Source organism: Pseudomonas sp. ADAK13 (genome assembly GCF_012935715.1).
Classification (GTDB): Bacteria; Pseudomonadota; Gammaproteobacteria; order Pseudomonadales; family Pseudomonadaceae; genus Aquipseudomonas.
In genome coordinates, this window is the sequence record NZ_CP052860.1 from 2,157,156 (window position 1) to 2,181,107 (window position 23,952).

Annotated in this window: 22 protein-coding genes; 12 read left to right on the forward strand and 10 right to left on the reverse strand. The window is 60.9% G+C overall.

Translation table 11 applies throughout. The features are described from left to right. Positions 1-384: 384 nt before the first annotated feature. Together algB and HKK54_RS10060 are read left to right on the forward strand one after the other, a co-directional pair. Positions 385-1,731: a sigma-54-dependent response regulator transcription factor AlgB gene (algB, locus tag HKK54_RS10055; RefSeq protein ID WP_010168658.1), complete on the forward strand. Its 1,347-nt coding sequence runs from the start codon at positions 385-387 to the stop codon at positions 1,729-1,731. A 10-nt stretch (positions 1,732-1,741) separates the two neighbouring features. Next, entirely contained in the window at positions 1,742-3,529 is a 1,788-nt protein-coding gene (locus tag HKK54_RS10060; protein ID WP_169386714.1) for a KinB sensor domain-containing domain, read from the forward strand. Positions 3,530-3,581: 52 nt separating this feature from the next. Here HKK54_RS10060 and HKK54_RS10065 read toward each other — a convergent pair whose 3' ends face one another. The 6 genes from HKK54_RS10065 to HKK54_RS10090 all read right to left on the reverse strand — a co-directional run bounded on the left by HKK54_RS10065 (position 3,582) and on the right by HKK54_RS10090 (position 9,197). Then, positions 3,582-4,358, reverse strand: coding sequence for an N-acetylmuramoyl-L-alanine amidase (locus HKK54_RS10065; RefSeq protein WP_010168656.1), 777 nt, complete (start codon positions 4,356-4,358; stop codon positions 3,582-3,584). A gap of 98 nt (positions 4,359-4,456) precedes the next feature. Continuing rightward, positions 4,457-6,565: a GGDEF domain-containing protein gene (locus HKK54_RS10070; protein ID WP_169386715.1), complete on the reverse strand. Its 2,109-nt coding sequence runs from the start codon at positions 6,563-6,565 to the stop codon at positions 4,457-4,459. Continuing rightward, positions 6,562-7,440, reverse strand: a complete 879-nt coding sequence (locus HKK54_RS10075) for an endonuclease/exonuclease/phosphatase family protein (protein ID WP_010168652.1) — start codon at positions 7,438-7,440, stop codon at positions 6,562-6,564. The genes HKK54_RS10070 and HKK54_RS10075 overlap by 4 nt, the downstream gene beginning before the upstream one ends. A 10-nt stretch (positions 7,441-7,450) precedes the next feature. Next, the gene (locus HKK54_RS10080) at positions 7,451-8,086 is read right to left on the reverse strand and encodes a thiol:disulfide interchange protein DsbA/DsbL (protein WP_010168650.1); all 636 of its coding nucleotides are present in this window, start codon (positions 8,084-8,086) and stop codon (positions 7,451-7,453) included. A gap of 169 nt (positions 8,087-8,255) precedes the next feature. After that, positions 8,256-8,861, reverse strand: a complete 606-nt coding sequence (locus HKK54_RS10085) for a c-type cytochrome (protein WP_010168648.1) — start codon at positions 8,859-8,861, stop codon at positions 8,256-8,258. Positions 8,862-8,894: 33 nt separating this feature from the next. Continuing rightward, on the reverse strand, positions 8,895-9,197 hold the full coding sequence (locus HKK54_RS10090; RefSeq protein WP_010168645.1) for a c-type cytochrome: 303 nt from the start codon (positions 9,195-9,197) through the stop codon (positions 8,895-8,897). Positions 9,198-9,389: 192 nt separating this feature from the next. On the opposite strand from HKK54_RS10090, the gene yihA reads away from it, so the two are divergent. Continuing rightward, on the forward strand, positions 9,390-10,031 hold the full coding sequence (yihA, locus tag HKK54_RS10095) for a ribosome biogenesis GTP-binding protein YihA/YsxC (protein WP_010168644.1): 642 nt from the start codon (positions 9,390-9,392) through the stop codon (positions 10,029-10,031). Between the two features lie 266 nt (positions 10,032-10,297). Here the strand turns inward: yihA and polA are convergent, their stop codons facing one another. Next, positions 10,298-13,090, reverse strand: coding sequence for a DNA polymerase I (gene polA / locus HKK54_RS10100; protein ID WP_169386716.1), 2,793 nt, complete (start codon positions 13,088-13,090; stop codon positions 10,298-10,300). Between the two features lie 74 nt (positions 13,091-13,164). On the opposite strand from polA, the gene HKK54_RS10105 reads away from it, so the two are divergent. Next, on the forward strand, positions 13,165-13,455 hold the full coding sequence (locus HKK54_RS10105; protein ID WP_010168640.1) for a DUF2782 domain-containing protein: 291 nt from the start codon (positions 13,165-13,167) through the stop codon (positions 13,453-13,455). A gap of 56 nt (positions 13,456-13,511) precedes the next feature. Continuing rightward, on the forward strand, positions 13,512-14,465 hold the full coding sequence (locus HKK54_RS10110) for a homoserine kinase (protein WP_169386717.1): 954 nt from the start codon (positions 13,512-13,514) through the stop codon (positions 14,463-14,465). A gap of 57 nt (positions 14,466-14,522) precedes the next feature. Here HKK54_RS10110 and HKK54_RS10115 read toward each other — a convergent pair whose 3' ends face one another. Next, positions 14,523-15,452 (reverse strand): zinc ABC transporter substrate-binding protein, encoded by a 930-nt coding sequence (locus tag HKK54_RS10115; RefSeq protein WP_169386718.1) that lies wholly within the window; start codon positions 15,450-15,452, stop codon positions 14,523-14,525. A gap of 58 nt (positions 15,453-15,510) precedes the next feature. On the opposite strand from HKK54_RS10115, the gene HKK54_RS10120 reads away from it, so the two are divergent. The 4 genes from HKK54_RS10120 to HKK54_RS10135 are packed head-to-tail and all read left to right on the forward strand — an operon-like array spanning position 15,511 to position 18,316. Next, complete coding sequence (locus tag HKK54_RS10120; RefSeq protein ID WP_003214819.1) at positions 15,511-15,993, forward strand: Fur family transcriptional regulator; 483 nt, start codon at positions 15,511-15,513, stop codon at positions 15,991-15,993. Continuing rightward, positions 15,993-16,778 carry a zinc ABC transporter ATP-binding protein ZnuC gene (gene znuC, locus HKK54_RS10125; RefSeq protein ID WP_010168633.1) on the forward strand — a complete coding sequence of 262 codons (786 nt, stop codon included), beginning with the start codon at positions 15,993-15,995 and terminating at the stop codon, positions 16,776-16,778. The genes HKK54_RS10120 and znuC overlap by 1 nt, the downstream gene beginning before the upstream one ends. After that, the gene (gene znuB, locus HKK54_RS10130; protein WP_169386719.1) at positions 16,771-17,559 is read left to right on the forward strand and encodes a zinc ABC transporter permease subunit ZnuB; all 789 of its coding nucleotides are present in this window, start codon (positions 16,771-16,773) and stop codon (positions 17,557-17,559) included. The genes znuC and znuB overlap by 8 nt, the downstream gene beginning before the upstream one ends. Positions 17,560-17,596: 37 nt before the next feature. Beyond that, the gene (locus HKK54_RS10135) at positions 17,597-18,316 is read left to right on the forward strand and encodes a PA5502 family lipoprotein (RefSeq protein WP_169386720.1); all 720 of its coding nucleotides are present in this window, start codon (positions 17,597-17,599) and stop codon (positions 18,314-18,316) included. 100 nt (positions 18,317-18,416) lie between these two features. Here HKK54_RS10135 and katE read toward each other — a convergent pair whose 3' ends face one another. Then, complete coding sequence (gene katE / locus HKK54_RS10140; protein ID WP_010168627.1) at positions 18,417-20,558, reverse strand: catalase HPII; 2,142 nt, start codon at positions 20,556-20,558, stop codon at positions 18,417-18,419. A gap of 268 nt (positions 20,559-20,826) precedes the next feature. On the opposite strand from katE, the gene HKK54_RS10145 reads away from it, so the two are divergent. From HKK54_RS10145 to HKK54_RS10155, 3 genes are read left to right on the forward strand one after another with little or no spacing between them, the layout of a single operon-like run. Continuing rightward, on the forward strand, positions 20,827-21,834 hold the full coding sequence (locus HKK54_RS10145; RefSeq protein WP_010168624.1) for a methionine ABC transporter ATP-binding protein: 1,008 nt from the start codon (positions 20,827-20,829) through the stop codon (positions 21,832-21,834). After that, complete coding sequence (locus HKK54_RS10150; RefSeq protein ID WP_010168623.1) at positions 21,834-22,508, forward strand: methionine ABC transporter permease; 675 nt, start codon at positions 21,834-21,836, stop codon at positions 22,506-22,508. The genes HKK54_RS10145 and HKK54_RS10150 overlap by 1 nt, the downstream gene beginning before the upstream one ends. A 51-nt stretch (positions 22,509-22,559) precedes the next feature. Next, entirely contained in the window at positions 22,560-23,333 is a 774-nt protein-coding gene (locus HKK54_RS10155) for a MetQ/NlpA family ABC transporter substrate-binding protein (protein WP_169386721.1), read from the forward strand. A gap of 138 nt (positions 23,334-23,471) precedes the next feature. Here the strand turns inward: HKK54_RS10155 and HKK54_RS10160 are convergent, their stop codons facing one another. Further along, complete coding sequence (locus HKK54_RS10160) at positions 23,472-23,933, reverse strand: BRO-N domain-containing protein (protein ID WP_169386722.1); 462 nt, start codon at positions 23,931-23,933, stop codon at positions 23,472-23,474. Between the last annotated feature and the right edge of the window lie 19 nt (positions 23,934-23,952).

Genomic DNA, 23,952 nt, shown 5'->3' on the forward strand with positions numbered 1-23,952 from the left:
CTCTCCCGCATTCTGATTATTCGTTGATGAAGCTCGTATGAGGTGTATTGCAGCCGGCGTGCCAGTTTTTTAACAAAATAAAACTCAATAAAATCAATTAGTTAAAAACAAAAGCGCTTTGACACCACGAGCATCCTGCACGATGCCCCTATCCATACCGTGCGAAATGCACGATGGTCACTGGTCGGATCGGGGGATAGGAACGCAACGTTCGGCTGCCGAAGTGGCTAGAGGGAGATAAAAACGCCTTGAATCGGCGTCTCTGTAAGAAGAAGCGCAGATAGCTGCACGATGACGGCTTTAATCAATCAGAATAAACCATGCAACTTGCCCGATTATTCCGGGACTAAACAACATCATTCATTCTTAAGGAGCGCGGGACAGATGGAATCAGCCAAGGAACTTCAAGGCCGCATTCTTTTAGTGGATGACGAATCCGCGATCCTTCGCACCTTCCGTTACTGCCTGGAAGATGAAGGCTACACCGTAGCCACCGCCAACAGCGCCGCCCAGGCCGATGCCTTGTTGCAACGTCAGGTGTTTGACTTGTGCTTCCTGGACCTGCGGCTGGGCGAAGACAACGGCCTCGACGTCCTGGCGCAAATGCGCATTCAGGCGCCCTGGATGCGCGTGGTAATCGTCACCGCCCATTCGGCCGTCGACACCGCCGTGGATGCGATCCAGGCCGGCGCTGCCGACTACCTGGTCAAACCGTGCAGCCCCGACCAATTGCGTCTGGCCACGGCCAAGCAGCTGGAAGTGCGCCAGCTCTCTGCGCGCCTGGAAGCCCTGGAAGGCGAAGTGCGCCAGCCCAAGGACGGCCTCGACTCCCACAGCCCGGCGATGATGGTGGTGCTGGAAACCGCACGCCAAGTGGCCGGCACTGACGCCAACATCCTGATTCTTGGCGAGTCCGGCACCGGTAAAGGGGAGCTGGCCCGGGCCATCCACGGCTGGAGCAAGCGGGCGAAGAAGTCCTGTGTCACCATCAACTGCCCATCGCTGACCGCAGAATTGATGGAAAGTGAACTGTTCGGCCACAGTCGCGGCGCGTTTACCGGCGCCAGCGAAAGCACCCTCGGCCGCGTCAACCAGGCAGACGGCGGCACGCTGTTTCTCGACGAGATCGGCGATTTTCCGCTGACCTTGCAACCCAAGTTGCTGCGTTTCATCCAGGACAAGGAATACGAGCGCGTCGGCGACCCGGTGACTCGCCGTGCCGACGTGCGAATCCTCGCCGCCACCAACCTGAACCTGGAAGACATGGTCCGCGATGGCCGTTTCCGCGAAGACCTGCTGTATCGCCTGAATGTCATCACGTTGCACCTGCCGCCCCTGCGCGAACGCAGCGAAGACATCCTGACCCTGGCCGACCGCTTCCTTGCGCGCTTCGTGAAGGAATATGCCCGACCGGCTCGAGGATTCAGCGATGAAGCCCGTGAGGCGCTGCTCAACTACCGCTGGCCGGGGAACATCCGTGAACTGCGCAACGTGGTGGAGCGGGCCAGCATCATCTGCCCACAGGAAAAGGTCGAAATCAGCCACCTCGGCATGGCCGAACAGCCAACCAACAACGCCCCGCGTATTGGCGCGGCGCTCAGCCTGGATGAATTGGAAAAAGCCCATATCGGCGCAGTGCTGGCCACCAGTGACACCCTGGACCAGGCAGCCCGGACCCTTGGCATTGATGCGTCGACGCTGTACCGCAAACGCAAACAATACAACCTGTGAGCTGTAACTTATGAAGCTTGCGATGAAGCTGCGCACTCGGCTGTTCCTGAGCATTTCTGCGCTGATCACCGTTGCCCTGTTGGGATTGCTGCTGGGGCTGGTGAGTGTCATGCAAATGGCCAAAACCCAGGAATCGTTGATTCGCAGCAACTTCATCACCCTGGACCTGGGGCTCAAGCTTCGGCAAACCCTCGGCGACCAGTTGATGATCATGCTCAACGAGCAGCCCAATCGTGCCGCCCTTGAGGACTCCAAGCAGCGCTATTTCAGCCTGTTGCAGCAAGGCATCGATCACGAGCACAAGGATGCCGCAACCAGCGGCTTTACCCAGGCGAAAACCAACTACCTGAGCTTTCTCGAGGCATTCGACAAAAATGAAAATGCCCCGCCGGCACTGCGCAACAACGACGAGCTGACCGAGCGCTTCAACATCTTGCGCAACGGCCTGATCGCCGAGCACAAGAAGGCCCTGGACAACATCAACGACACCGAACACAAGTCCCGGGAACGCGCACTGTTGATTGCCGGTCTGCTGGGCCTGGTCGGGCTGGCAGTGCTGATCATTGGCTTCGTGACCGCTCACGGTATCGCCCGGCGCTTTGGCGGGCCAATCGAAGCCTTGGCCAAGGCCGCCGACAAGATCGGCCAGGGTAACTTCGAAGTCACCTTGCCCATTTCCTCGGCCGCCGAGATGAACCTGCTGACCCGCCGCTTCGGCATCATGGCCGAAGCCTTGCGCCAGCATCAGGCAACCAATGTCGATGAACTGCTCGCCGGGCAGCAACGCCTGCAGGCGGTGCTCGACAGCATCGACGATGGCCTGCTGATGATCGACCGCCAAGGCCGCCTTGAGCACCTCAACCCGGTGGCACAGCGCCAACTGGGCTGGGACGAGGAGCGCCTGGGCCAGGGCCTTGGTGATGCATTGGACCGCCCGGAACTGGATGAACAACTGCACCTGGTGCTGCGCGGCGGCAACCTGGAGCGCGCACCCGAAGACCTGGAAGTGGAGGTCGAAGGCGAGTTGCGCTTGCTGACGTACAGCCTGACGCCGGTCAGCCATACCCAGGGGCATATTCTGGGGGCGGTGATGGTGCTGCACGACGTCACCGAACAACGTGCCTTTGAACGGGTGCGCAGTGAGTTTGTATTACGCGCATCCCATGAGTTGCGCACGCCGGTAACGGGAATGCACATGGCATTCGGCTTGTTCCGTGAACGGGCGAAGTTTCCTGCGGAGTCTCGCGAAGCGGACTTGCTGGATACGGTCAACGAGGAAATGCAGCGCCTGATGCAGTTGATCAACGACTTGCTCAACTTCTCGCGTTACCAGAATGGCTTGCAGAAGCTCACCCTAGGCCTGTGCGACATCAGCGACCTGCTCGAACATGCCCGCGCCCGCTTCGCCGAGCAGGCGAATGCGCAAAACATCGAATTGCTGGTTGAGGAACAGTCCCCGCTGCCGAGGTTGCATGCCGATCGGGCGCAGTTGGAGCGGGTGCTCGACAACTTGCTGGGCAATGCCCTGCGACATACGGCCGACGGTGGTCAGATCCGCCTGCAGGCGCGTCGCCATGGCGAACGAGTGATTGTCAGCGTCGAAGACAACGGTGAAGGCATTGCCTACGGCCAGCAGGGACGGATCTTCGAACCGTTTGTGCAGGTAGGCCGCAAGAAAGGCGGCGCCGGCCTGGGCCTTGCGCTGTGCAAGGAAATTGTGCAGTTGCACGGTGGGCGCATGGGGGTTTATTCACGGCCGGGGCAGGGGACGCAGTTCTACATGGCGCTGCCTTTGTAGAAGCAAGGCTTGCCGGCGACGGCGATGCTGAGGAGGCTATCGCCGGCAACAGTTACTGGTGATTCAACGCCCGCAGGATCGCAGCACTTTCGGCATCCGGCGTCCCGTCAAACAGCGACGCCCGGAAGTGCATCTGGAACGCGGCCATTACATGCCGCGTCGCCACATCCAGCTCGCCGGTCTGCGGCGTCGGATAGCCCAACTTCGCCAACTCTTCCTGGAACCAGGTAATGCTCGGCAAATCGCTGGCGTACTGCACCTGGTAACGGGCAACCGCCTTGGCGTCCGGCCACATGCCCAGCCCTTCATCCGCCAGGCGCTTCCAGGGGAACAGCGGGCCCGGGTCCAGCTTGCGCAGCGGGGCAATGTCGCTGTGACCGATGATGTTCCGCGGGTCGATGCCGTTGCGCTTGCTGATGTCCTTGAGCAGCACTACCAGCGACTGCACCTGCGCCTCGGTGTACGGGTACCAGACGCGGCCTGTCGGCAAATCGCGGTACCCCGGGTTCACGATCTCGATCCCGATGGAGCTGGAGTTGAGCCACGTGCGGCCCATCCACTCACTTTCTCCGGCGTGCCAGGCGCGCTGGCTTTCATCCACCAGCTTGTAGATGGTGCCTGAAGCATCGTCGCCGATCAGGTAATGGCTGCTGACCTGGCCGTGGGTCAACAGCGCGAGGGAACGCTCAAGGGACGCCGAGGTGTAGTGCACGATGACGAACTGCACACGGTTGTCGTGGTTCGACGACGGGTGGCTGGTGTCCAGGCGAGGACCGCTCGCGCAACCGGCGAGCAGGAGAAGCAGAAAGGCAGAACACAGAAATTTCATGGCAGCAGACAATACACTTAAGACGATAATGCAACAGTGTAACGTACCGTTTGCTGCCCAGCGGCCAAATGCGACGTTTTAAACAAAATGGAACATTTTCAGGCCGCCTGCACCTGGTTACGCCCCGCTGCCTTGGCGCGATACAACGCCTCGTCGGCGCGCTTGAGGGCCAGGTCACTGCGTTCGCCCGGCTGAAACTGCGCCATGCCCATGGACACCGTAATCGTCACCGGCTCGCCTTTGAAGTGAAACGGGCAGGCTTCGATGGCGGCCCGCAAGGTTTCACCCACGGCCAAGGCATCGGACAACGATGAGTTGGGCATCAGCAGCACAAACTCTTCACCGCCAAAGCGCGCAATGAAGTCGTTGGGGCGCAGGCGTTTTCGAAGCACCGTGGCGATGATTTTCAGCACCTTGTCGCCCGCCAGATGACCATAACCGTCGTTGATGCGTTTGAAATGGTCGAGGTCCAGCATCGCCAGCGACAGGCTATTGCCACGCTGGTGCCAGGCGTTGACCTCGTGCTCCAGGCGCTCGCTCCAGGCGGCGCGGTTGGGCAAGCCGGTGAGTGGGTCGATCAAAGCTTTCTGGCGCTGAACCTCCAGGTGCTCACGGTAGCCTTGAGCCTCTTGCTCCATATTGGCCACCCGTTCGGCCAGGCCTTTCAGGCGCGCGGCGACTTCCTGTTCGCGCTGGTCACGCTGGTGCTGGTGTTCGTCCATGGTGCCCAGCAGACCTTCGAGATGGCTCTCCAGCACATGCTTGAGGCTGTCGAGGTCGGCGGCGTCCTGGACGCTGGTTTGCAAGCCATCCACCTGTTCACGGATCTGGGTATCCAGTTCTCTGGCGGCCGAGCGACTGTCCGCGTGGCCATCACTGGCCACCTGCAAGTGCCCCTGGAACGCTTCGAGGCGCTCATTAAGCTGCTTGAGGTAGGCCTCAAACTCGTGCTGGCCGCTGTCGGTGATTGCCAGCATCAACACCGCCAGGTCATCGAGGATCGGCAGCAGTTCGTACCAGTTCAACCCATGGGCCAGACGTTCACGCATGGCTTCGGCCTGGGGCCGATGGCGCTCTGGCAGCGACAGGTCTTCCAGCAAGCCGATCAGGGTGTCTTCAATGTGTTTGGCCACCGAGCTGTAAGACGGCTCGGGGGTGTCGGGCAAGGCGTAGGCCTGATCCGCTTGCAGCTCGTCGGGGTTCAGCTCTGCCGACTCGGGCGACTCTTCCAGCTCGTCAGCCAGGACCGGTGGCAAGGAGAGACTGCCGATCTCCGTCTGCTCCGGCTCCCGGACCTGCACCTCTGGCGCTTCGAGCATGGCGGCGAGCGCGCTCTCAACGGCAGGTTCAACGTCCGTTTCGACCGGTTGTTCGGGCTCCAGCGGTTCGATCATCGCTGCGAGCACTTCGATGACGGGCGCGACGGCCACGACGTCGGGAGCCACAGGCGCCACTTCGATGACAACCTCGGCAGCCTTTACTTGCGGTACACGCTCAGGCAGTGGTTCAACGGAAGCCGGGGCTTTCGGCTGCGGCGCAAAAGCCCGCAGTGCTTGAGTCAGCTCCGCCGATTGCGCTGGCACATCAACCTCATCCACAGGCTTTGGCGCAGCAGGCGCGTGAACCACAGGACGGGATGGCGCGGGGGCCTCCACCTCCGAAGCTTCTGCCGCGGCGTCCCTGGCGCCAAACAGACGCTGCAACAGCCCCGGGCTCGAACGGCTGGTTTCGCCCTCCGGCTCCAGGTTACTCAATGCCTGGCCCTGAAGGCCGCTCAACTCACTCAGTAATAGCGGGATCTCCCGCGCCTGGCCGACCCGACCGTCCAGCTGTTTGGCAAACGCCTTCAGCGGGCGACTCACCTCACGCGGCAAGGGCAGTTTCTGTAACTGGGTGACCAGGGCCGTCAACGCCGTGCCGATCTGATCGACCCGGGTTTCACGGCGCTGTTCCGAATCCAGTACGGCCTTTTCCAGGCGCGGCAGCAACGCGGCGAGGGCGGCGTCCATGTCGTCCGTGCGGACAACATCGCGCATTTCCTTCATGCATTGGTCAACCGCGCGGTCGGTGCCTTCAGCTGCCAGGGTGCTGCGCACCAGCCCGCGGCGCAGCAGGTCGAGACGGGCGGCCCAGCGGCGTTCGAGCTTTTCTTGTTGCTCGATGCTTTTAAGGTATTTTTCTTTCCAGCGCTGGGCGTCGTCGCTCATGCAAGGGGTCCGCGAGGGCCGGGGCTCAACGCGGGCAATGCATCAGCCGTGAGCGAACCCGGCAGACGAATCTCTACCGCGACCGGCAGGTGATCGGAGATGGGCTGCGCCAGTACCTGCACACTTTCGAGTGTCAGGGTCGGGCTGAGCAGGATGTGATCAAGACAACGTTGCGGACGCCAGCTGGGAAAGGTGGCTTCGACTTGCGGCGCCAGCAAACCAAGGTCACGCAACGGGGAATTCTGTAGCAGGTCTGTGGCATGGGTGTTCATGTCACCCATCAGCACCTGGTGTTTGTAGTTTCCAATCAACTCACGGATATAGGCCAACTGCAGGGTGCGGGTTCGAGCCCCCAGCGCGAGGTGCATCATGACCACCACCAACGCTTCCGGCCCTTCGCCGAACCGCACGAGAATCGCCCCGCGGCCTTTCGGGCCGGGTAACGGGTGATCCTCGATCGCCCACGGCTTGAGGCGGCTGAGCACACCATTGCTGTGCTGGCCGAGTTTGCCGAGGTTGCGATTGAGTTGTTGATACCAGTAGGGAAAGGCGCCGAGCTGGGCCAGGTGCTCGACCTGGTTGATGTAGCCGGAGCGCAGGCTGCCACCGTCAGCCTCCTGCAGGGCTACCAGGTCGAAGTCGCCCAGCAGGTCACCGATCTTTTGCAGATTGCCGGCACGCCCGTTGTGGGGGAGCAGGTGCTGCCAGCCACGGGTCAGGTAGTGCCGGTACTTCTCGGTACTGATGCCCACCTGGATATTGAAACTGAGCAGGCGCAACCGGCTGTCTGCCGGCAGGCCCGTTGATTCCAGGTGGTGTTCGTTGACCTTCGGGTCATGCAGGCCAACGACACGTTCAGTACCCCAGCGACGCATGACGGGCCCCTTACTTGGCTGCGCGCTCTTTGGCGATCAACTGGTCAGCCACGTTCAGCGCTTGCTCTTCGCCACCGGCGCTGCCGATGTCAAAACGGTATTTGCCGTTGACGATCAGGGTCGGTACGCCTTGCACGCCGTATTTCTGGGCGAGTGCCTTGTATTGGGCCATCTTGCCCTTCACGGCGAACGAGTTGAATGTTTCAACAAACTTGGCTTTATCGACACCCTGAGTGGCGACGAAATCAGCCATGTCCTCAGGCTTGAGCAGGCGCTTGCCTTCTTTCTGGATGGCATTGAACACGGCGGCGTGGACCTTGTGCTCTACACCCATGGTGTCCAGGGTGATGAAGAGTTGGCCATGGGCATCCCATGGGCCACCGAACAGGGCCGGGATACGCACGAAATTGACATCCGCAGGCAGTTTTTCGATCCACGGATTAATCACCGGCTCAAACGCGTAGCAATGCGGGCAACCGTACCAGAACAGCTCCACCACTTCGATCTTGCCCGGCACGGAAACCGGTACAGGCGTCTCCAACTGAACATAGGTTTTACCGGCTTCAAGCGGCACGTCGGCAGCTTGTGCGGTCATGCCGAAAAGGCTGGCAGTGACGAGAGCGGCGCTGAGGATCAGATTACGCATGCTTTACTCCTGGACAAATAAAGTCGCCTCACGCGACCTTTGTTGTGACAGGTCTACGCGGACATGAGTTCGTTAGTGTAACGGCACCGGCCACAAAAAAGGGCGGCCTAGGCCACCCTTTTTATGCTTGCATCGACGGATTAATCGAGCGTTAACGTAGCCGGGGCGCTTAGTGCAGGCCCTGGATGTATTGGGACACGGCTTCGATGTCCTTGTTGCTGAGTTTTCCGGCGATGCTCTGCATGATTTTGGTGTCGCCGTCGTTGGTACGATTACCTTCACGGAAATCGGTCAGCTGTTTGCCGATGTATTGGGCATGCTGGCCGCTCAAGTGCGGGAAGCCGGCAGCCGCGAGGCCTGCGCCATTAGGCGAGTGGCAACCGATGCACGAAGGCATGCCTTTTTCCAGGTTGCCGCCACGGAACAGTTCTTCACCGTGGGCCACCAGTTTCGGATCAGCAGCCCCCACGCTGCCCTTTTGGCTGGCAAAATACGCCGCGATGTCTGCCAGGTCCTGATCGCTGAGGTTGGTCAACAAGCCGGTCATTTCCAGGACCGTACGCTTGCCGTCCTTGATGTCGTGCATCTGCTTGGTCAGGTAACGCTCACCCTGGCCGGCCAGTTTTGGAAAGTTTGGCGCCGGGCTATTACCGTCCGGTCCATGGCAAGCACCACATACGGCGGCTTTCGCCTGGCCGGCAGTGGCGTCGCCTGCGGCATGGGCAACACCGGTGATGCCCAAGGTCAACAGCAGACTCACGATCAGTTTGTTCATCAGCTAATCCAACTACGGCTAAGGGTTAAAGAGTTATGGACCGGGTTTACTCACCATCAACTGAATGACGGCCTGGTAATCCTCGGTACTGCAGTCCATGCACAAACCACGCGGCGGCATCGCCTTGAAACCCTGGGTCACGTGTTGCACCAGCGTGTCCATACCTTGAGCCAATCTTGGCTTCCAGGCTGCCTGGTCACCCCGTTTCGGGGCGTTGGGCAACTGTCCGGCATGGCAGGCCCCGCAAACGCGGTTGTACACAGCCTCCGGATCCTGTGTAGCCTGCGCACTGTAAAGTGGCATCAAGACACCGAAAGCCAGCAGCCACTTGGTCATACATCGACCTTTTCAGGGTTTGAGAGCGTTTTGCGTTCTAATGCGCAATAAAGGTCTATCGCTCCCGTGAACTTCATCCTTCGCTGGGACAAAGCACACACAAAATCTGCGGCATTATATACTGGCGCTACTGAAACGGAAACGACACCGCTTGCCGCACCCATTCCCGGCACCGCCCACATCGGAAAACTCATGCAACTCAAGAATCCCATCCTCGGCCTGTGCCAACAGTCCACCTTCATGCTCAGCGCCGCCAAAGTCGACCAATGCCCCGATGACGAAGGCTTCGAAGTCGCATTCGCCGGCCGTTCCAACGCCGGTAAATCCAGCGCGCTGAACACCCTGACCCACGCCAGCCTGGCTCGCACCTCGAAAACCCCGGGGCGCACACAGCTCCTCAACTTCTTCAAGCTAGACGATGATCGGCGTCTGGTCGACCTTCCGGGCTACGGTTACGCAAAAGTACCTATCCCGCTGAAGCTGCACTGGCAGCGTCACCTGGAAGCCTATCTGGGTGGCCGGGAGAGTTTGAAGGGTTTGATTCTGATGATGGACATCCGTCATCCAATGACCGACTTCGACCTGTTGATGCTCGACTGGGCCGTCGCCAGCGGCATGCCGATGCACATCCTGCTGACCAAGGCCGACAAACTCACCTACGGCGCAGCGAAAAACACCCTGCTCAAAGTGCAGGCCGAAATCCGTAAAGGTTGGGGCGATGCGGTGACCATCCAGCTGTTCTCGGCGCCAAAACGCCTGGGCCTGGAAGACGCCTACACTGTTCTGGCAGGCTGGATGGAACTGGCTGACAAGGGTTCGGAGGTCGCCGAGTAAAAACTCGGGGCAAAAAAAACCCCGGACTTCGTATGGGGAGGGGAAGTTCGGGGTCCAAGTTCCGGACCGCTAGGGCGGGGTCCAGATATCTGCCAACACTTAACACAACATAGGAGCATTGAAGGGCTTCACCACCCATTCAGTAACTCTGAGTAGCAATTCACGGGTTAAGTTCCGGCACGCTCCAAAAACTATTGGAAATAACTCGCCGCGCTTTCCGATCTAAAGCGCGGCCGCGGCATGATGCCGCGGCCCAAGCCCTGCGCTTAGTGCGCCTCGTCCCAGTTGTTGCCCACGCCGACATCCACCACCAGCGGCACATCCAGCTTCGCCGCCTCGCTCATGTGCTCACGAATCTTCGCGCTGACTTCAGCCACCAGGTCCTCACGCACCTCCAGCACCAATTCATCGTGCACCTGAAGGATGACCTTGGCGTCCAGCCCAGAGTCCGTCAGCCAGTTGTCGACCTTCACCATCGCCTTCTTGATGATATCGGCTGCGGTGCCCTGCATCGGCGCGTTGATCGCCGTACGCTCGGCGCCAGCACGCTCCTGAGGCTTGTTGGAGTTGATATCCGGCAGGTACAGGCGGCGCCCGAACAGGGTTTCCACGTAACCCTGGTCAGCTGCCTGGGCACGGGTGCGGTCCATGTACTCGCGAACCCCCGGGTAACGGGCGAAGTAGACGTCGATGTAAGCCTTGGCGGTCTTGGTGTCGACGCCGATGTCCTTGCCCAGCTTCTGGGCCCCCATGCCGTAGATCAGGCCAAAGTTGATCGCCTTGGCGCTGCGACGCTGATTGGACGTGACCTCAGCCAGTTCAACCTTGAACACCTCGGCCGCCGTCGCGGTGTGCACGTCGAGGTCGTCGCGGAACGCATTGAGCAAGCCTTCGTCCTTGGACAAATGCGCCATGATGCGCAGCTCGATCTGCGAATAGTCCGCCGCCAGCAGCTTGTAGCCCTTGGGCGCGACAAATGCCTGGCGAATCCGACGGCCTTCAGCGGTACGCACCGGAATGTTCTGCAGGTTCGGATCGCTGGAAGACAGACGCCCGGTCGCCGCGACGGCCTGGTGATAGGACGTGTGAACGCGCCCGGTGCGTGGGTTGATCTGTTCCGGCAGGCGGTCGGTGTACGTACTTTTCAACTTGCTCATGCTGCGGTACTGCATCAGCACTTTCGGCAACGGATAGTCGTCTTCGGCCAACTTGGCCAAGACTTCCTCGGCCGTCGAAGCCTGGCCCTTGCCGGTCTTCTTCAGCACCGGCAGCCCGAGCTTCTCGTAGAGGATCGCCCCCAACTGCTTGGGCGAACCCAGGTTGAACTCCTCGCCTGCGATTTCGTACGCCTGGCGCTCGAGGTCCACCATTTTGTTGCCCAACTCGATACTCTGGATGCCCAGTAAGGCCGCATCCACCAGGGCACCCTGGCGCTCAATGCGCGCCAGCACCGGCACCAACGGCATCTCGATGTCAGACACTACGCTGGCGAGGCTAGGGATAGCCGCAAGCTGCTTATGCAGTTCCTGATGCAGGCGCAGGGTTACATCGGCGTCTTCCGCCGCGTAAGGCCCGGCCTGCTCCAGGGCAATCTGGTCAAAGGTCAGCTGCTTGGCGCCCTTGCCGGCAATGTCCTGGAAACTGACGGTGTCGTAATCCAGGTACTTCTTCGCCAGGCTGTCCATGTCGTGGCGGGTCGCGACGGAGTTCAGCACGTAGGACTCAAGCATGGTGTCGAAGGCGATGCCGCGCACGGTGATGCCATGTGCCGGGTCGCCACCGATGGCGCAGTTGGCCAGGATGTTCATGTCGAACTTGGCATGCTGGCCGACCTTGAGTTTTTCCGGGTCTTCGAGCAACGGCTTCAGGGCCAGCAGCACGGTGTCCCGATCCAGCTGTTCCGGCGCGCCGATGTAGGAATGGGTCAGCGGGATGTAGGCTGCTTCGTGGGCTTTTACCGCAAAGGACACACCCACCAACTGGGCTTGCTGGGCATCGACACCGGTGGTTTCGGTATCAAAGGCAAACAGCTTGGCGTCGTTGAGCTTCTTCAGCCAGGCATCGAATTGAGCCTGGGTAAGGATGGTTTCATACACCGGCTCCACAGAAACCGGGGCGACCGTCTCAACCGCTTCTTCAGTGACAGCGGCCGAGGGCGCCGCACTCAACTCGACACGCTTGGCGTCACGCTGAATCTCGTCAATCCAGCTCTTGAACTCCAGCAGCGTGTACAGCTCCAGAAGCTTCTCGCGATCCGGCTCGATCAGGTGCAAATCGTCCAGGCCCACATCCAGCGGCACGTCGATCTTGATCGTCGCCAACTGGTAGGAAAGGAATGCACTTTCCTTGTGCTCTTCGAGCTTGGCGACCAGGGTCTTGGCGCCACGGATCGGCAGGGTCGGCACGATATCGAGCTGCTCGTAGAGCTCCTTCAAACCGCCGTTGACGCCTACCAGCAAGCCGGAAGCCGTCTTTGGACCAATGCCCGGAACCCCCGGGATGTTGTCGGACGAATCGCCCATCAGCGCCAGATAATCGATGATCTGCTCGGGAGCGACACCGAATTTCTCCTTCACGCCCTCAACGTCCATGGCGCTACCGGTCATGGTGTTGACCAAGGTAATGTGCCCGTCCACCAACTGCGCCATGTCCTTGTCACCGGTGGAAATCACCACCGGCCGGTCGGCGGCCGCGCTGCTACGGGCCAGGGTGCCGATCACGTCGTCCGCTTCAACGCCTTCGACGCACAGCAGCGGGAAACCCAGGGCGATCACGCTTTGGTGCAGCGGCTCGATCTGCACGCGCATGTCATCCGGCATGCTCGCGCGGTTGGCCTTGTATTCGGCGTACAACTCATCGCGAAATGTCCCGCCCTTGGCGTCGAACACCACCGCGAACGGGCTGTTCGGGTACTGCTTGCGCAGGCTTTTGAGCATGTTCAGCACGCCCTTGACCGCGCCGGTGGGCAGGCCTTTGGAGGTGGTGAGCGGGGGCAGCGCGTGAAAAGCGCGGTACAGGTAAGAAGAACCGTCCACCAGGACGAGGGGGGCTTGGCTCATGAGCAGGATCAACCTTTTCGGCGGGTCAGGCGCTAGAATAGCCGGACCAATGACGACAAAGGGACAAGGTTATCATGCGTACAGTAAATCGCCTGTTGTTGACCGGCTTGATTGCACTTACTCCGATGGCAGCCATGGCGGCAGATACTGCCCCTTCGGGCGACCCGGAAGTCACCATTCGCACGGAGGGCGACAAGACCATTCAGGAATACCGCCAAAATGGTTTCCTGTACGCGATCAAGGTGACCCAGAAAGGCTTTCCGCCGTATTTCCTGGTGCGCGCGGACGGAACCGATGCGAACTTCATCCGCTCTGACCAGCCGGATATGCTGATCCCGTCATGGAAGATCTTCGAATGGAAATGATTTCTTAACTTTAATCGGCGCTGCTCCCCGCAGCGCCCGTAACGGCAGTTTTAACCATGTCTGTGTTCACCCCCCTGGCTCGGCCCGAGCTGGAAACCTTTCTTGCCCCTTATGGGCTCGGCCGCCTGCTTGATTTCCAGGGGATTGCCGCTGGTAGTGAAAACACCAATTTCTTCATCAGCCTGGAACAGGGCGAATTCGTCCTGACCCTGGTTGAACGCGGCCCCGTGCAGGAAATGCCGTTCTTCATTGAGCTGCTGGACGTACTCCACGACGCCGACCTGCCGGTGCCTTACGCCCTGCGCACCACCGATGGCGTGGCCTTGCGCGAGTTGGCCGGCAAACCGGCGCTCCTGCAACCGCGCCTGGCGGGCAAGCACATCAAGGGCGCCAACGCCCAGCATTGCGTGCAAGTGGGCGAATTGCTCGGCCACCTGCACCTGGCCACCCAAGGCGAGAAGGTACTGGAACGCAAGACCGATCGCGGGCTGGACTGGATGCTCAGCGAAGGCGCGCAACTGATTTCGCACCTCGACGCGGAACAACAAGCCCTGCTGCAAGCCGCGCTGACCGAGATCGAGGCGCATAAGGCAGAGATCCTCGCACTGCCCCGGGCGAATATCCACGCCGACCTGTTTCGCGACAACGCGATGTTCGAAGGCACGCACCTGACCGGGCTGATCGACTTCTACAACGCCTGCTCGGGGCCGATGCTGTACGACGTGGCGATTGCCCTGAATGACTGGTGCTCGGACGCCGACGGCGTGATCGATGGCCAGCGGGCGCGGGCATTGCTGGGAGCGTATGCGGGCTTGCGACCGTTTACCGCCAAGGAAGCGGAGCTGTGGCCGGCCATGTTGCGCGTGGCGTGCGTGCGGTTCTGGCTGTCACGCCTGATTGCCGCGGAATCGTTTGCCGGGCAGGACGTGCTGATTCACGACCCGCGAGAGTTTCAAGTGCGCCTGGCGCAACGCCAGCAGGTCAAGACTCCGCTGCCGTTCGCGTTGTAGCACACGGTCAGTGTGGGAGCTGGCTTGCCTGCTCCCACATTTGATCTTCGTTGTGGCTTATAAAGACTCCAGGCACCCTGCCAGGTCATTCCCCAGCTTCTCCAGCACCTGCTCATAACCCTGAGCCGTGGCCGGCGTATAGCCGCCCAACGCATCCAGTTCAGCCAGCTTCACCGGCAGACCGGCTACCAGCGTTTCCGCCAGACGCGGGCGCAGCGGTGGCTCGCTGAACACGCAGGTCTTGCCCACTTCCTGCAAACGCGTGCGCATCGCCGCCACATGCTGGGCGCCCGGCTGTACTTCTGCGGCCACGCTGAATACGCCCGTATGCTTGAGGCCGTAGGCATCTTCGAAGTAATCGAACGCCTCATGGAACACGAAGTACGGCTTGCCGGCGACATCCGCCATGCGCGCCTTCAAACGCGCATCCAGCGCGTCCATACGGCCATCAAACGCCTTCACGTTGCTTTGATAACGCTCGGCATTCGCCGGGTCGGCAGTGCTAAGGTCTGCCGCCATGCGGTTGGCGATCACCCGGGCGTTGACCGTCGACAACCACAAATGCGCATCCAGGCTGCCAGGGCGATGATCGTGATCGTGTTCGTCAGCCTCTTCGGCGTGGGAGTGGCTATCTTCGGCGAACCGGCGCAGTTTCATCCCCGGAAGGTCCTGCACCGCCACTGTCGGCAAGCTGCGGCCTTTCAACACTCGTGGCAGAAAGCTCTCCATGTCCGGGCCAATCCAATACAGCAGGTCCACCGACTGCACGCGCCGTACGTCGGAAGGCCGCAGCGCATAGTTATGCGGCGACGCGCCCGGCGGCAGCAATACCTCGGGAATCGCCACGCCGTCCTGCACGGCGGCGGCAATCAGCTGTAACGGTTTGATGCTGGTCAGCACCCGAACCTCCGCCTGAGCGGCACCGGCAAGGAACAAACTGGTGACAAATACGACAAAAACGGGAAAAAGTCTGGACACGATGACCACTCAAGGAGGCAGGAACAGGTAACATAATAACGTCTCTCACAAATATCTGTCGCCGCTCATGCCTAAAACACCGCTTGCCAGCCGTCCCCATGACCACTCTCACTGCGTGCACAGCGCACTGTCAGAGGCCGACGCCTTGTGTGCGCGCCAAGGCCTGCGCCTGACCGCCCTGCGTCGCCGGGTGCTGGAGCTGGTGTGGCAAAGCCACAAGCCGCTGGGTGCCTACGACATCCTCGGCGTGCTCAGCGAGCAAGATGGCCGCCGCGCCGCCCCACCCACGGTGTACCGCGCGCTGGACTTCCTGCTGGACAACGGCCTGGTGCACCGCATCTCCTCGCTCAACGCCTTTGTCGGCTGCAACCACCCGGAACACGCGCACCAGGGCCAGTTCCTGATTTGCCGCGAATGCCACGCCGCCATCGAGCTTGAGCAAAAAAGCATCAGCGACAGCATCATCAAGAGCGCCGGCGACGTCGGCTTCAAGGTCGAAGGGCAAACCGTCGAAGTCGTCGGTGTGTGCTCGGGCTGCCAGGGGGCTTGATGAGCACTGCGTTAATCCGCCTGGAGCAGGTCGGGGTCACGTTCGCCGGGCAAAACGTGCTGGACAACATCGCCCTGAGCGTCGAGCCGGGGCAGATCGTCACGCTGATCGGCCCCAACGGCGCTGGCAAGACCACGCTGGTGCGCGCCGTACTCGGCCTGCTCAAGCCCGACAGCGGCAGCGTGTGGCGCAAGCCGAAGCTGCGGGTCGGCTACATGCCGCAGAAGCTGCATGTGGACCCGACCTTGCCCCTCTCGGTGTTGCGCTTCCTGCGCCTGGTGCCCGGCGTGGACCGTGCCCGCGCACAGTCGGCCCTGAAGGAAGTCGGCGCCGAACAGGTGATCGACAGCCCGGTGCAAAGCATCTCCGGCGGCGAAATGCAGCGCGTGCTGCTGGCCCGCGCCTTGTTGCGCGAGCCGGAACTGCTGGTGCTGGATGAACCCGTGCAAGGCGTCGACGTAGCAGGACAAGCCGAGCTGTACAGCCTGATCACCCGTCTGCGCGACCGCCACGGCTGCGGCGTGCTGATGGTTTCCCACGACTTGCACCTGGTGATGAGCACCACCGACCAGGTGGTGTGCCTCAATCGCCACGTGTGCTGTTCCGGCCACCCGGAACAGGTCAGCGGCGACCCGGCCTTCGTCGAGCTGTTCGGCAAGAACGCCCAGAGCCTGGCGATTTATCACCACCATCACGACCACGCCCATGACTTGCATGGCGCCGTCGTCGACGACCCCGCCACACCTCACACCCACGTTCATGGAGATAGCTGCAAGCATGGCTGATTTTCTGCTCTACGCCCTGCTGGCAGGCTTGGCTCTGGCGCTGGTGGCGGGCCCGCTGGGCTCGTTCGTGGTCTGGCGGCGCATGGCCTATTTTGGCGACACCTTGTCCCACGCCGCGCTGCTGGGCGTGGCCATGGGCTTTCTGCTGGACGTCAGCCCGACCATCGCCGTGACCGTCGGCTGCCTGCTGCTGGCGGTGCTGCTGGTGACCCTGCAACAGCGCCAGCCGCTGGCCTCCGATACGTTGCTCGGCATCCTGGCGCCGAGCACGCTGTCGCTGGGCCTGGTGGTGCTGAGCTTCATGCACGAAGTGCGCATCGACCTGATGGCCTATCTGTTCGGCGACCTGCTGGCGATCAGCCCCACCGACCTGGCCTGGATCCTCGGCGGCAGCGCGGCGGTGCTGGTGTTGCTGGTAACGCTGTGGCGCCCGCTGCTGGCAATCACCGTCCACGAAGAACTGGCCACCGTCGAAGGTTTGCCCGTGGCCGCGTTGCGCATGACCCTGATGTTGCTGATCGCCGTGGTGATTGCTGTCGCGATGAAGATTGTCGGCGTATTGTTGATCACATCGCTGCTGATCATCCCGGCCGCTGCGGCCCAGCGCCACGCCCGATCACCGGAGCAAATGGCGGTCGGCGCCAGCCTGTTGGGGATGCTTGCGGTGGGTGGTGGCCTGGCGCTGTCCTGGTTCAAGGACACCCCGGCCGGGCCGTCGATTGTGGTCACGGCGGCCGCCCTGTTTCTGCTGAGTTTTGTCCTGCCCCGTCGTGGGGTGTAGACTTGCTCGCTTTTTGCGCAATTAGAGAGTCGCAGGAATGAAGTTGTTCAACTCCCGTTATCTGCTCCTTGCCGCATTTTCCTTGCTGCTGGGCGCCTGCCAAAGCACCCCGCCCGCCGCCCCTGAGGCCCCGGACGCGCGCGCTGCGGCGATCGCACAGCTGGAGCAAAACCTCGCCAGCAGTGAACTGGCCACCGCCGAAGACGAACTGGCCGCGTTGCAGGCCCAGTCGCCCAACGACCCCGCGCTGGAGCCTTATCAGCGCCAACTGGCCGAAGCCTACCTGCAGCGCAGCCAGATCGTGCTGCAAAAAGGTGACGTCAACGCTGCCGCCACGGCCCTGAGCCGTGCACGGGCACTGATGCCCAAGGCGCCAGCGCTGACCGGTGGCGTCAACAGTGCAATCGCCCACGCCCGCAAAGCCGAGCTGGATAAAGCCGAGGCCGCCCTGAAAGCCGCCGAAGCCAAGCCGCCCGCCAGGGTCATCGACCCCGCAGCTGAAAGCACAACCGTTGCGCTGAACCTCACCGATATTGAAGCGCTGCGCCACCAACTGGATGAGATCGCCACCGATGTGGTGAATTACCAGTGTGATGTGAGCATCCAGGCGCCGCGCACGGAAGATTACCCATGGCTGGCCACGTTGCTGACCAAACGGGTAAAACGCATCGATTCGGGGTATGACCTGAAGATTCACCGGCAGATTCTGAAGAAGGTCCCGGCGCAGGTTGTGCTGATTCCGCGCAAGGCTGAATAAAGCATCGCCGGCAAGCCAGCTCCCACACTTGAATGTATTCACAATTCAAAATGTGGGAGCTGGCTTGCCTGCGATAGCGGTCTAACAAACAACCAATAGCTTAAGCCGGAACAGCTTTGGCCTTAGGCTCCCGCTCCCAGACCCGATGCTGGGCAATCGCGGCAAAAAACGCCTTCAACGCCTTCCCATCACCGCCCACGATCAACCCCGCATCCGCCTCAAGCTTGAGCACATCCAGCAACTGCTTCGCCTCACCGGCCAAGGCGATCGCCTTCAGGTGCTTGTACGCTTCAAGCAGGTAATGCAACGCCACACCATCACCGCTCAACGCCTGCACCGACTTGGCGCCGCCCGGCACAAACACCGCGTCGAACGCCACCGACGGCAAGCCTTCCATGGACGCATCCACCGGCAGGCTCTTGCCATCCGCCGTGGTCACCGGTGCCGACGTAGGCCCCAGCAGCTTCGCATGTGCTCCCGCAGCCTCAAGGGCCTTTTTCAACGCATCAATTGCAGCACCATCAACACCGTTCGCCGCCAGAATCGCTACTTTCCGAGTCTTGATATCACCCGACAGCAAGTTGGCCTGACTCAAGGCTGGCGAACGTTCCGGAGACGTCTTGCGCTCCGGCACGGTGCCTTTCTTCGGCGCCGGCAAGCCCAGGTTCTGCGCCACGCGCTTGGCCAGCTCCAGGTCGATGTTGGCGAGGATCTCATTCACTTGGCGAGCGCGGATAAACTCACGCTCCACCTTGCCCAGCTCGAAGCTGTAGGCCGCGATGATGTGCTCCTGCTCGTGCTTGCTCATGCTGCGGAAAAACAGCCGCGCCTGGGAGAAGTGATCGCCGAACGACTCGCTGCGCTCACGGATCTTGTGGGCATCGATACGCTCTGGATAGGTCTCAAACCCACCGTCCTGCGCCGCAGGTGGGGTCTCTTTCGGCCAGCCACCGTCAATCGAATTCGGCTCGTATGCCGCGCGGCCCTTGTCGATGGTGGTGCGGTGCATGGCATCCCGCTGGCCGTTGTGGAACGGCGCTACCGGACGGTTGATCGGCAGCTCGTGAAAGTTCGGCCCGCCCAGTCGGCTGATCTGCGTGTCGGTGTAGGAAAACAGCCGACCTTGCAGCAGCGGGTCATTGGAGAAATCGATGCCCGGTACGATATGCCCCGGGCAGAACGCCACTTGCTCGGTCTCGGCGAAGTAGTTGTCCGGGTTGCGGTTGAGCACCATCTTGCCCAGCGGCGTAATCGGTACCAGCTCTTCGGGGATCAGCTTGGTCGGGTCGAGGATGTCGAAGTCGAACTTGTGCTCGTCTTCCTCGGCGATGATCTGCACGCCCAATTCCCATTCCGGGTAATCGCCGCCTTCGATGGATTCCCACAGATCGCGACGGTGGAAGTCGGTGTCTTTACCCGCAAGCTTCTGCGCCTCGTCCCACACCAGGGAACAGGTGCCGACGGTAGGCCGCCAGTGAAATTTGACGAAGTTGGATTTGCCCTCGGCATTCACCAGGCGGAACGTGTGCACACCAAAACCCTGCATGGTCCGCAGGCTTTTTGGAATTGCGCGGTCAGACATGGCCCAAATCACCATATGCGCCGACTCTGGCTGCAGCGAGACAAAATCCCAGAACGTATCGTGAGCCGAGCCGCCGGTAGGAATCTCGTTATGGGGCTCAGGTTTTACCGCATGCACGAAGTCAGGAAACTTGATCGCGTCCTGAATGAAAAATACCGGCATGTTGTTGCCCACCAGGTCGAAGTTGCCTTCGTCGGTGAAGAACTTCACGGCAAAACCACGCACGTCACGCACGGTATCGCCGGAACCGCGAGGGCCCTGCACCGTGGAGAACCGCGCAAATACCGGGGTTTTATGCTCAGGGTTACGCAGGAAGCCGGCCTTGGTCAGCGCCGAATGGTTTTCATAGGTCTGGAAATAACCATGGGCGCCAGTACCGCGGGCATGGACGATGCGCTCCGGGATGCGCTCATGGTCAAAGTGCGTGATTTTCTCACGCATGATGAAGTCTTCCAGCAGCGAGGGGCCACGGGAGCCGACCTTCAAGCTGTTCTGGTTATCGGAAACCTTCACGCCCTGGTTGGTGCGCAGCGCCTGGCCGGTCGCGTCGGAGCGGAATGTTTCCAGGCTTTGCAGCTTGGCGTTGGTGTTGCCACGGTCCAGCGTGTCGGTACCCGCAAGTTCGCTCTTGGGCGGGGTGACTGGCTTTTTAGTGCTCATCAGACAAAAACTCCTCGTTTGCGTAGGCCAGAGCGATCCCCGGCTCTTCTTGAGCAAAACCCCAGGCACGGCACCCGGGAATTTCGAGTTGCTTAAGTAGTGACTGACACGGTTTTGGACCGTTCCTTTTTTATGACCTTTGATCGCGTTATTGCCAAATCGCTGGTCAGATGAGAAATAAATGCTAAGAAACACTATACGGACAGGCTAAAATGCGCGCCCGGCTAACCGCTGATCCCTTTTTAATGCGCCCCACAAGGTTCGCTACGTGATCGAGTTTCATAACGTCCATAAAACCTACCGGGTCGCCGGTAAGGATATCCCCGCGCTGCATCCCACCAACCTGCGCGTCGAAAATGGCCAGGTGTTTGGTCTGATCGGCCATTCCGGTGCGGGAAAAAGTACCCTGCTGCGTCTGATCAACCGCCTGGAGCAGCCCAGCGGCGGCCAGATCAAGGTCGATGACGAAGAAGTCACCGCCCTGGATGCCAACGGCCTGCGCCGTTTCCGGCAACAGGTCGGGATGATCTTCCAGCACTTCAACCTGCTGGCGTCCAAGACCGTCGCTGACAACGTGGCACTGCCGCTGACCCTCGCCGGCGAACTTTCCCGCAAGGAAATCGACCTGCGGGTAGCCGAACTGCTGGCCCGGGTCGGCCTGTCTGACCACGCCAGGAAATACCCGGCGCAGTTGTCCGGCGGCCAGAAGCAGCGCGTCGGCATCGCCCGCGCCCTGGCTACCAAGCCAAAGATCCTGCTGTGCGACGAAGCCACCAGCGCCCTCGACCCGCAAACCACGGCCTCGGTTCTGCAACTGCTGGCCGAGATCAACCGCGAGTTGAAGCTGACCATCGTGCTGATCACCCATGAAATGGACGTGATCCGCCGGGTCTGCGACCACGTGGCCGTGATGGACGCCGGTGTGATCGTCGAGCAAGGCACCGTCGCCGACGTGTTCCTGCACCCCAAGCACCCGACCACCAAGCGCTTTGTGCAAGAGTCCGAGCAGGTTGATGAAGGCGAACAGCGCGATGACTTCGCCCACGTCCCGGGCCGCATCGTGCGCCTGACGTTCCAGGGCGAAGCGACCTACGCGCCGCTGCTGGGTACCGTCGCCCGCGACACGGGTGTGGACTACAGCATCCTCGCCGGTCGTATCGACCGCATCAAAGACATTCCCTACGGGCAACTGACCCTGGCCGTCACCGGTGGTGACATGGAGGCCGCGTTCGCCGCCTTCACCGCGGCAGACGTCCATATGGAGGTGCTGCGCTAATGGAAATCCTGTTGAGCTTTTTCTCGAACATCGACTGGTCGGAAATCCTGCTGGCCACCGGCGACACCATGACCATGCTGTTCGGCTCGCTGCTGTTCACCGTGCTGCTGGGCTTGCCGCTGGGCGTGTTGTTGTTCCTGTGCAGCCCGCGCCAGTTGTTTGAACAGAAGAACCTGTACGCCTTGCTGTCGCTGATCGTGAACATCCTGCGTTCGCTGCCGTTCATCATTCTGTTGATCGTGATGATTCCGTTCACGGTGCTGATCACCGGCACCTCGCTGGGGGTGGCCGGTGCCATTCCGCCGCTGGTGGTAGGCGCCACGCCGTTTTTTGCGCGCCTGGTGGAAACCGCGCTGCGTGAAGTGGACCGCGGGATTATCGAAGCGACCCAGGCCATGGGCGCCACGACCCGGCAGATCATCACCAACGCCTTGTTGCCCGAAGCCCGCCCCGGCATCTTCGCAGCGATTACGGTGACGGCGATTACACTGGTGTCCTACACGGCCATGGCCGGTGTGGTCGGTGCCGGCGGCCTGGGTGACCTGGCGATCCGTTTCGGTTATCAACGCTTCCAGACCGACGTGATGGTGGTCACCGTGGTGCTGCTGTTGATCCTGGTGCAAATTCTGCAAACCGTCGGCGACAAGCTGGTGGTGCACTTTTCTCGAAAATAACGGCTATTGCCGGCGCGAAGCCGGCCAATACCCGAACAAGGAGCTTGTTGAATGAAAAAACTACTGGTTGCTTTCGCCGCCGTTGCCGCGTTTTCCGTCCACGCCGCCGAAACCCTGACCGTGGCTGCGTCCCCGGTGCCTCACGCTGAAATCCTCGAATTCGTGAAGCCGGCCCTGGCCAAAGAAGGCGTGGACCTGCAAGTGAAAGTCTTCACCGACTATGTTCAGCCAAACGTACAGGTGGCCGAAAAGCGCCTGGACGCCAACTTCTTCCAGCACCAGCCGTACCTGGATGAATTCAACAAAGCCAAGGGCACTCACCTGGTGAGCGTTGGCGCTGTGCACCTCGAGCCTCTGGGCGCTTACTCCAGCAAGTACAAAAAGCTGGAAGAACTGCCAAGCGGCGCCAACGTCGTGATTCCGAACGACGCCACCAACGGTGGCCGTGCGCTGTTGCTGCTGGCCAAGCACAACCTGATCACCCTGAAGGACCCGACCAACATCCTCTCGACCATCAAGGACATCACCGGTAACCCGAAAAGCCTGAAATTCCGCGAACTGGAAGCCGCCACCCTGCCGCGCGTGCTGACCCAGGTCGACCTGGCGCTGATCAACACCAACTACGCGCTGGAAGCCAAGCTGGATCCGTCCAAGGACGCCCTGGTGATCGAAGGCAATGACTCGCCTTACGTGAACATCCTGGTGACCCGCGAAGACAACAAGGACTCGGATGCAGTGAAGAAGCTGGTTGCAGCCCTGCACACCCCGGAAGTGAAAGCGTTCATTCTCGAGAAGTACAAAGGCGCGATCCTGCCGGCGTTCTGATCCAGAGCTGAAACCCGATCTCCCAAACACTGGAGATCAAATGTGGGAGCTGGCTTGCCTGCGATGGCATCGCTGCGGTGTATCAGTAACACCGCGCCGCCTGTATCGCAGGCAAGCCAGCTCCCACACTTTTAAGCGCTACATGCCCGGCAACACCTTGGGCATATCCCGCAGCCGGATCCACGGCTCATTGCGCCACCGCAGCACACTCAAACTCACCGTCGACCAGGCCAACCAACTCAGGGCCGGGCTTTCGCTTGCCTGCTGTTTGCCGCGCAGGGCCGGCACCACTTCGTGAGTCAGCCATTGGCGCAGGGCGCGGTTTTCCGGGCAGTAGTGATAGATCAACATCGCGTACACACCTGACTCGCTGAGCATCAACGTCGGCACAGCGTGACCGTGGGTGATCGCAGTTAATGTTTGCTGTTGGTCAGGATCGAGTTTGCGCAGTAAAGCTTCGTTGAGATGCAGGCCCATCAGGTGGCCAATGTCGCGGGCGCTGAACCAGGCTTGGGCATCGATGAGGATGGCGTGCAGTTGCTGGTGATGGCGGGTGAAGACTTCGGGGGTGCAGGGTGGGTCTGGGGTAAGCATTGTCATGGCTTGGCTCCTAACGTAT

What these genes read in the sequence shown, in the direction of transcription:
- algB (WP_010168658.1), top strand. Translation starts at nt 385, where the DNA reads ATGGAATCAGCCAAGGAACTTCAAGGCCGCATTCTTTTAGTGGATGAC.
- HKK54_RS10060 (WP_169386714.1), top strand. Translation starts at nt 1,742, where the DNA reads ATGAAGCTTGCGATGAAGCTGCGCACTCGGCTGTTCCTGAGCATTTCT.
- HKK54_RS10065 (WP_010168656.1), bottom strand. Translation starts at nt 4,358, where the DNA reads ATGAAATTTCTGTGTTCTGCCTTTCTGCTTCTCCTGCTCGCCGGTTGC.
- HKK54_RS10070 (WP_169386715.1), bottom strand. Translation starts at nt 6,565, where the DNA reads ATGAGCGACGACGCCCAGCGCTGGAAAGAAAAATACCTTAAAAGCATC.
- HKK54_RS10075 (WP_010168652.1), bottom strand. Translation starts at nt 7,440, where the DNA reads ATGCGTCGCTGGGGTACTGAACGTGTCGTTGGCCTGCATGACCCGAAG.
- HKK54_RS10080 (WP_010168650.1), bottom strand. Translation starts at nt 8,086, where the DNA reads ATGCGTAATCTGATCCTCAGCGCCGCTCTCGTCACTGCCAGCCTTTTC.
- HKK54_RS10085 (WP_010168648.1), bottom strand. Translation starts at nt 8,861, where the DNA reads ATGAACAAACTGATCGTGAGTCTGCTGTTGACCTTGGGCATCACCGGT.
- HKK54_RS10090 (WP_010168645.1), bottom strand. Translation starts at nt 9,197, where the DNA reads ATGACCAAGTGGCTGCTGGCTTTCGGTGTCTTGATGCCACTTTACAGT.
- yihA (WP_010168644.1), top strand. Translation starts at nt 9,390, where the DNA reads ATGCAACTCAAGAATCCCATCCTCGGCCTGTGCCAACAGTCCACCTTC.
- polA (WP_169386716.1), bottom strand. Translation starts at nt 13,090, where the DNA reads ATGAGCCAAGCCCCCCTCGTCCTGGTGGACGGTTCTTCTTACCTGTAC.
- HKK54_RS10105 (WP_010168640.1), top strand. Translation starts at nt 13,165, where the DNA reads ATGCGTACAGTAAATCGCCTGTTGTTGACCGGCTTGATTGCACTTACT.
- HKK54_RS10110 (WP_169386717.1), top strand. Translation starts at nt 13,512, where the DNA reads ATGTCTGTGTTCACCCCCCTGGCTCGGCCCGAGCTGGAAACCTTTCTT.
- HKK54_RS10120 (WP_003214819.1), top strand. Translation starts at nt 15,511, where the DNA reads ATGCCTAAAACACCGCTTGCCAGCCGTCCCCATGACCACTCTCACTGC.
- znuC (WP_010168633.1), top strand. Translation starts at nt 15,993, where the DNA reads ATGAGCACTGCGTTAATCCGCCTGGAGCAGGTCGGGGTCACGTTCGCC.
- znuB (WP_169386719.1), top strand. Translation starts at nt 16,771, where the DNA reads ATGGCTGATTTTCTGCTCTACGCCCTGCTGGCAGGCTTGGCTCTGGCG.
- HKK54_RS10135 (WP_169386720.1), top strand. Translation starts at nt 17,597, where the DNA reads ATGAAGTTGTTCAACTCCCGTTATCTGCTCCTTGCCGCATTTTCCTTG.
- katE (WP_010168627.1), bottom strand. Translation starts at nt 20,558, where the DNA reads ATGAGCACTAAAAAGCCAGTCACCCCGCCCAAGAGCGAACTTGCGGGT.
- HKK54_RS10150 (WP_010168623.1), top strand. Translation starts at nt 21,834, where the DNA reads ATGGAAATCCTGTTGAGCTTTTTCTCGAACATCGACTGGTCGGAAATC.
- HKK54_RS10155 (WP_169386721.1), top strand. Translation starts at nt 22,560, where the DNA reads ATGAAAAAACTACTGGTTGCTTTCGCCGCCGTTGCCGCGTTTTCCGTC.
- HKK54_RS10160 (WP_169386722.1), bottom strand. Translation starts at nt 23,933, where the DNA reads ATGACAATGCTTACCCCAGACCCACCCTGCACCCCCGAAGTCTTCACC.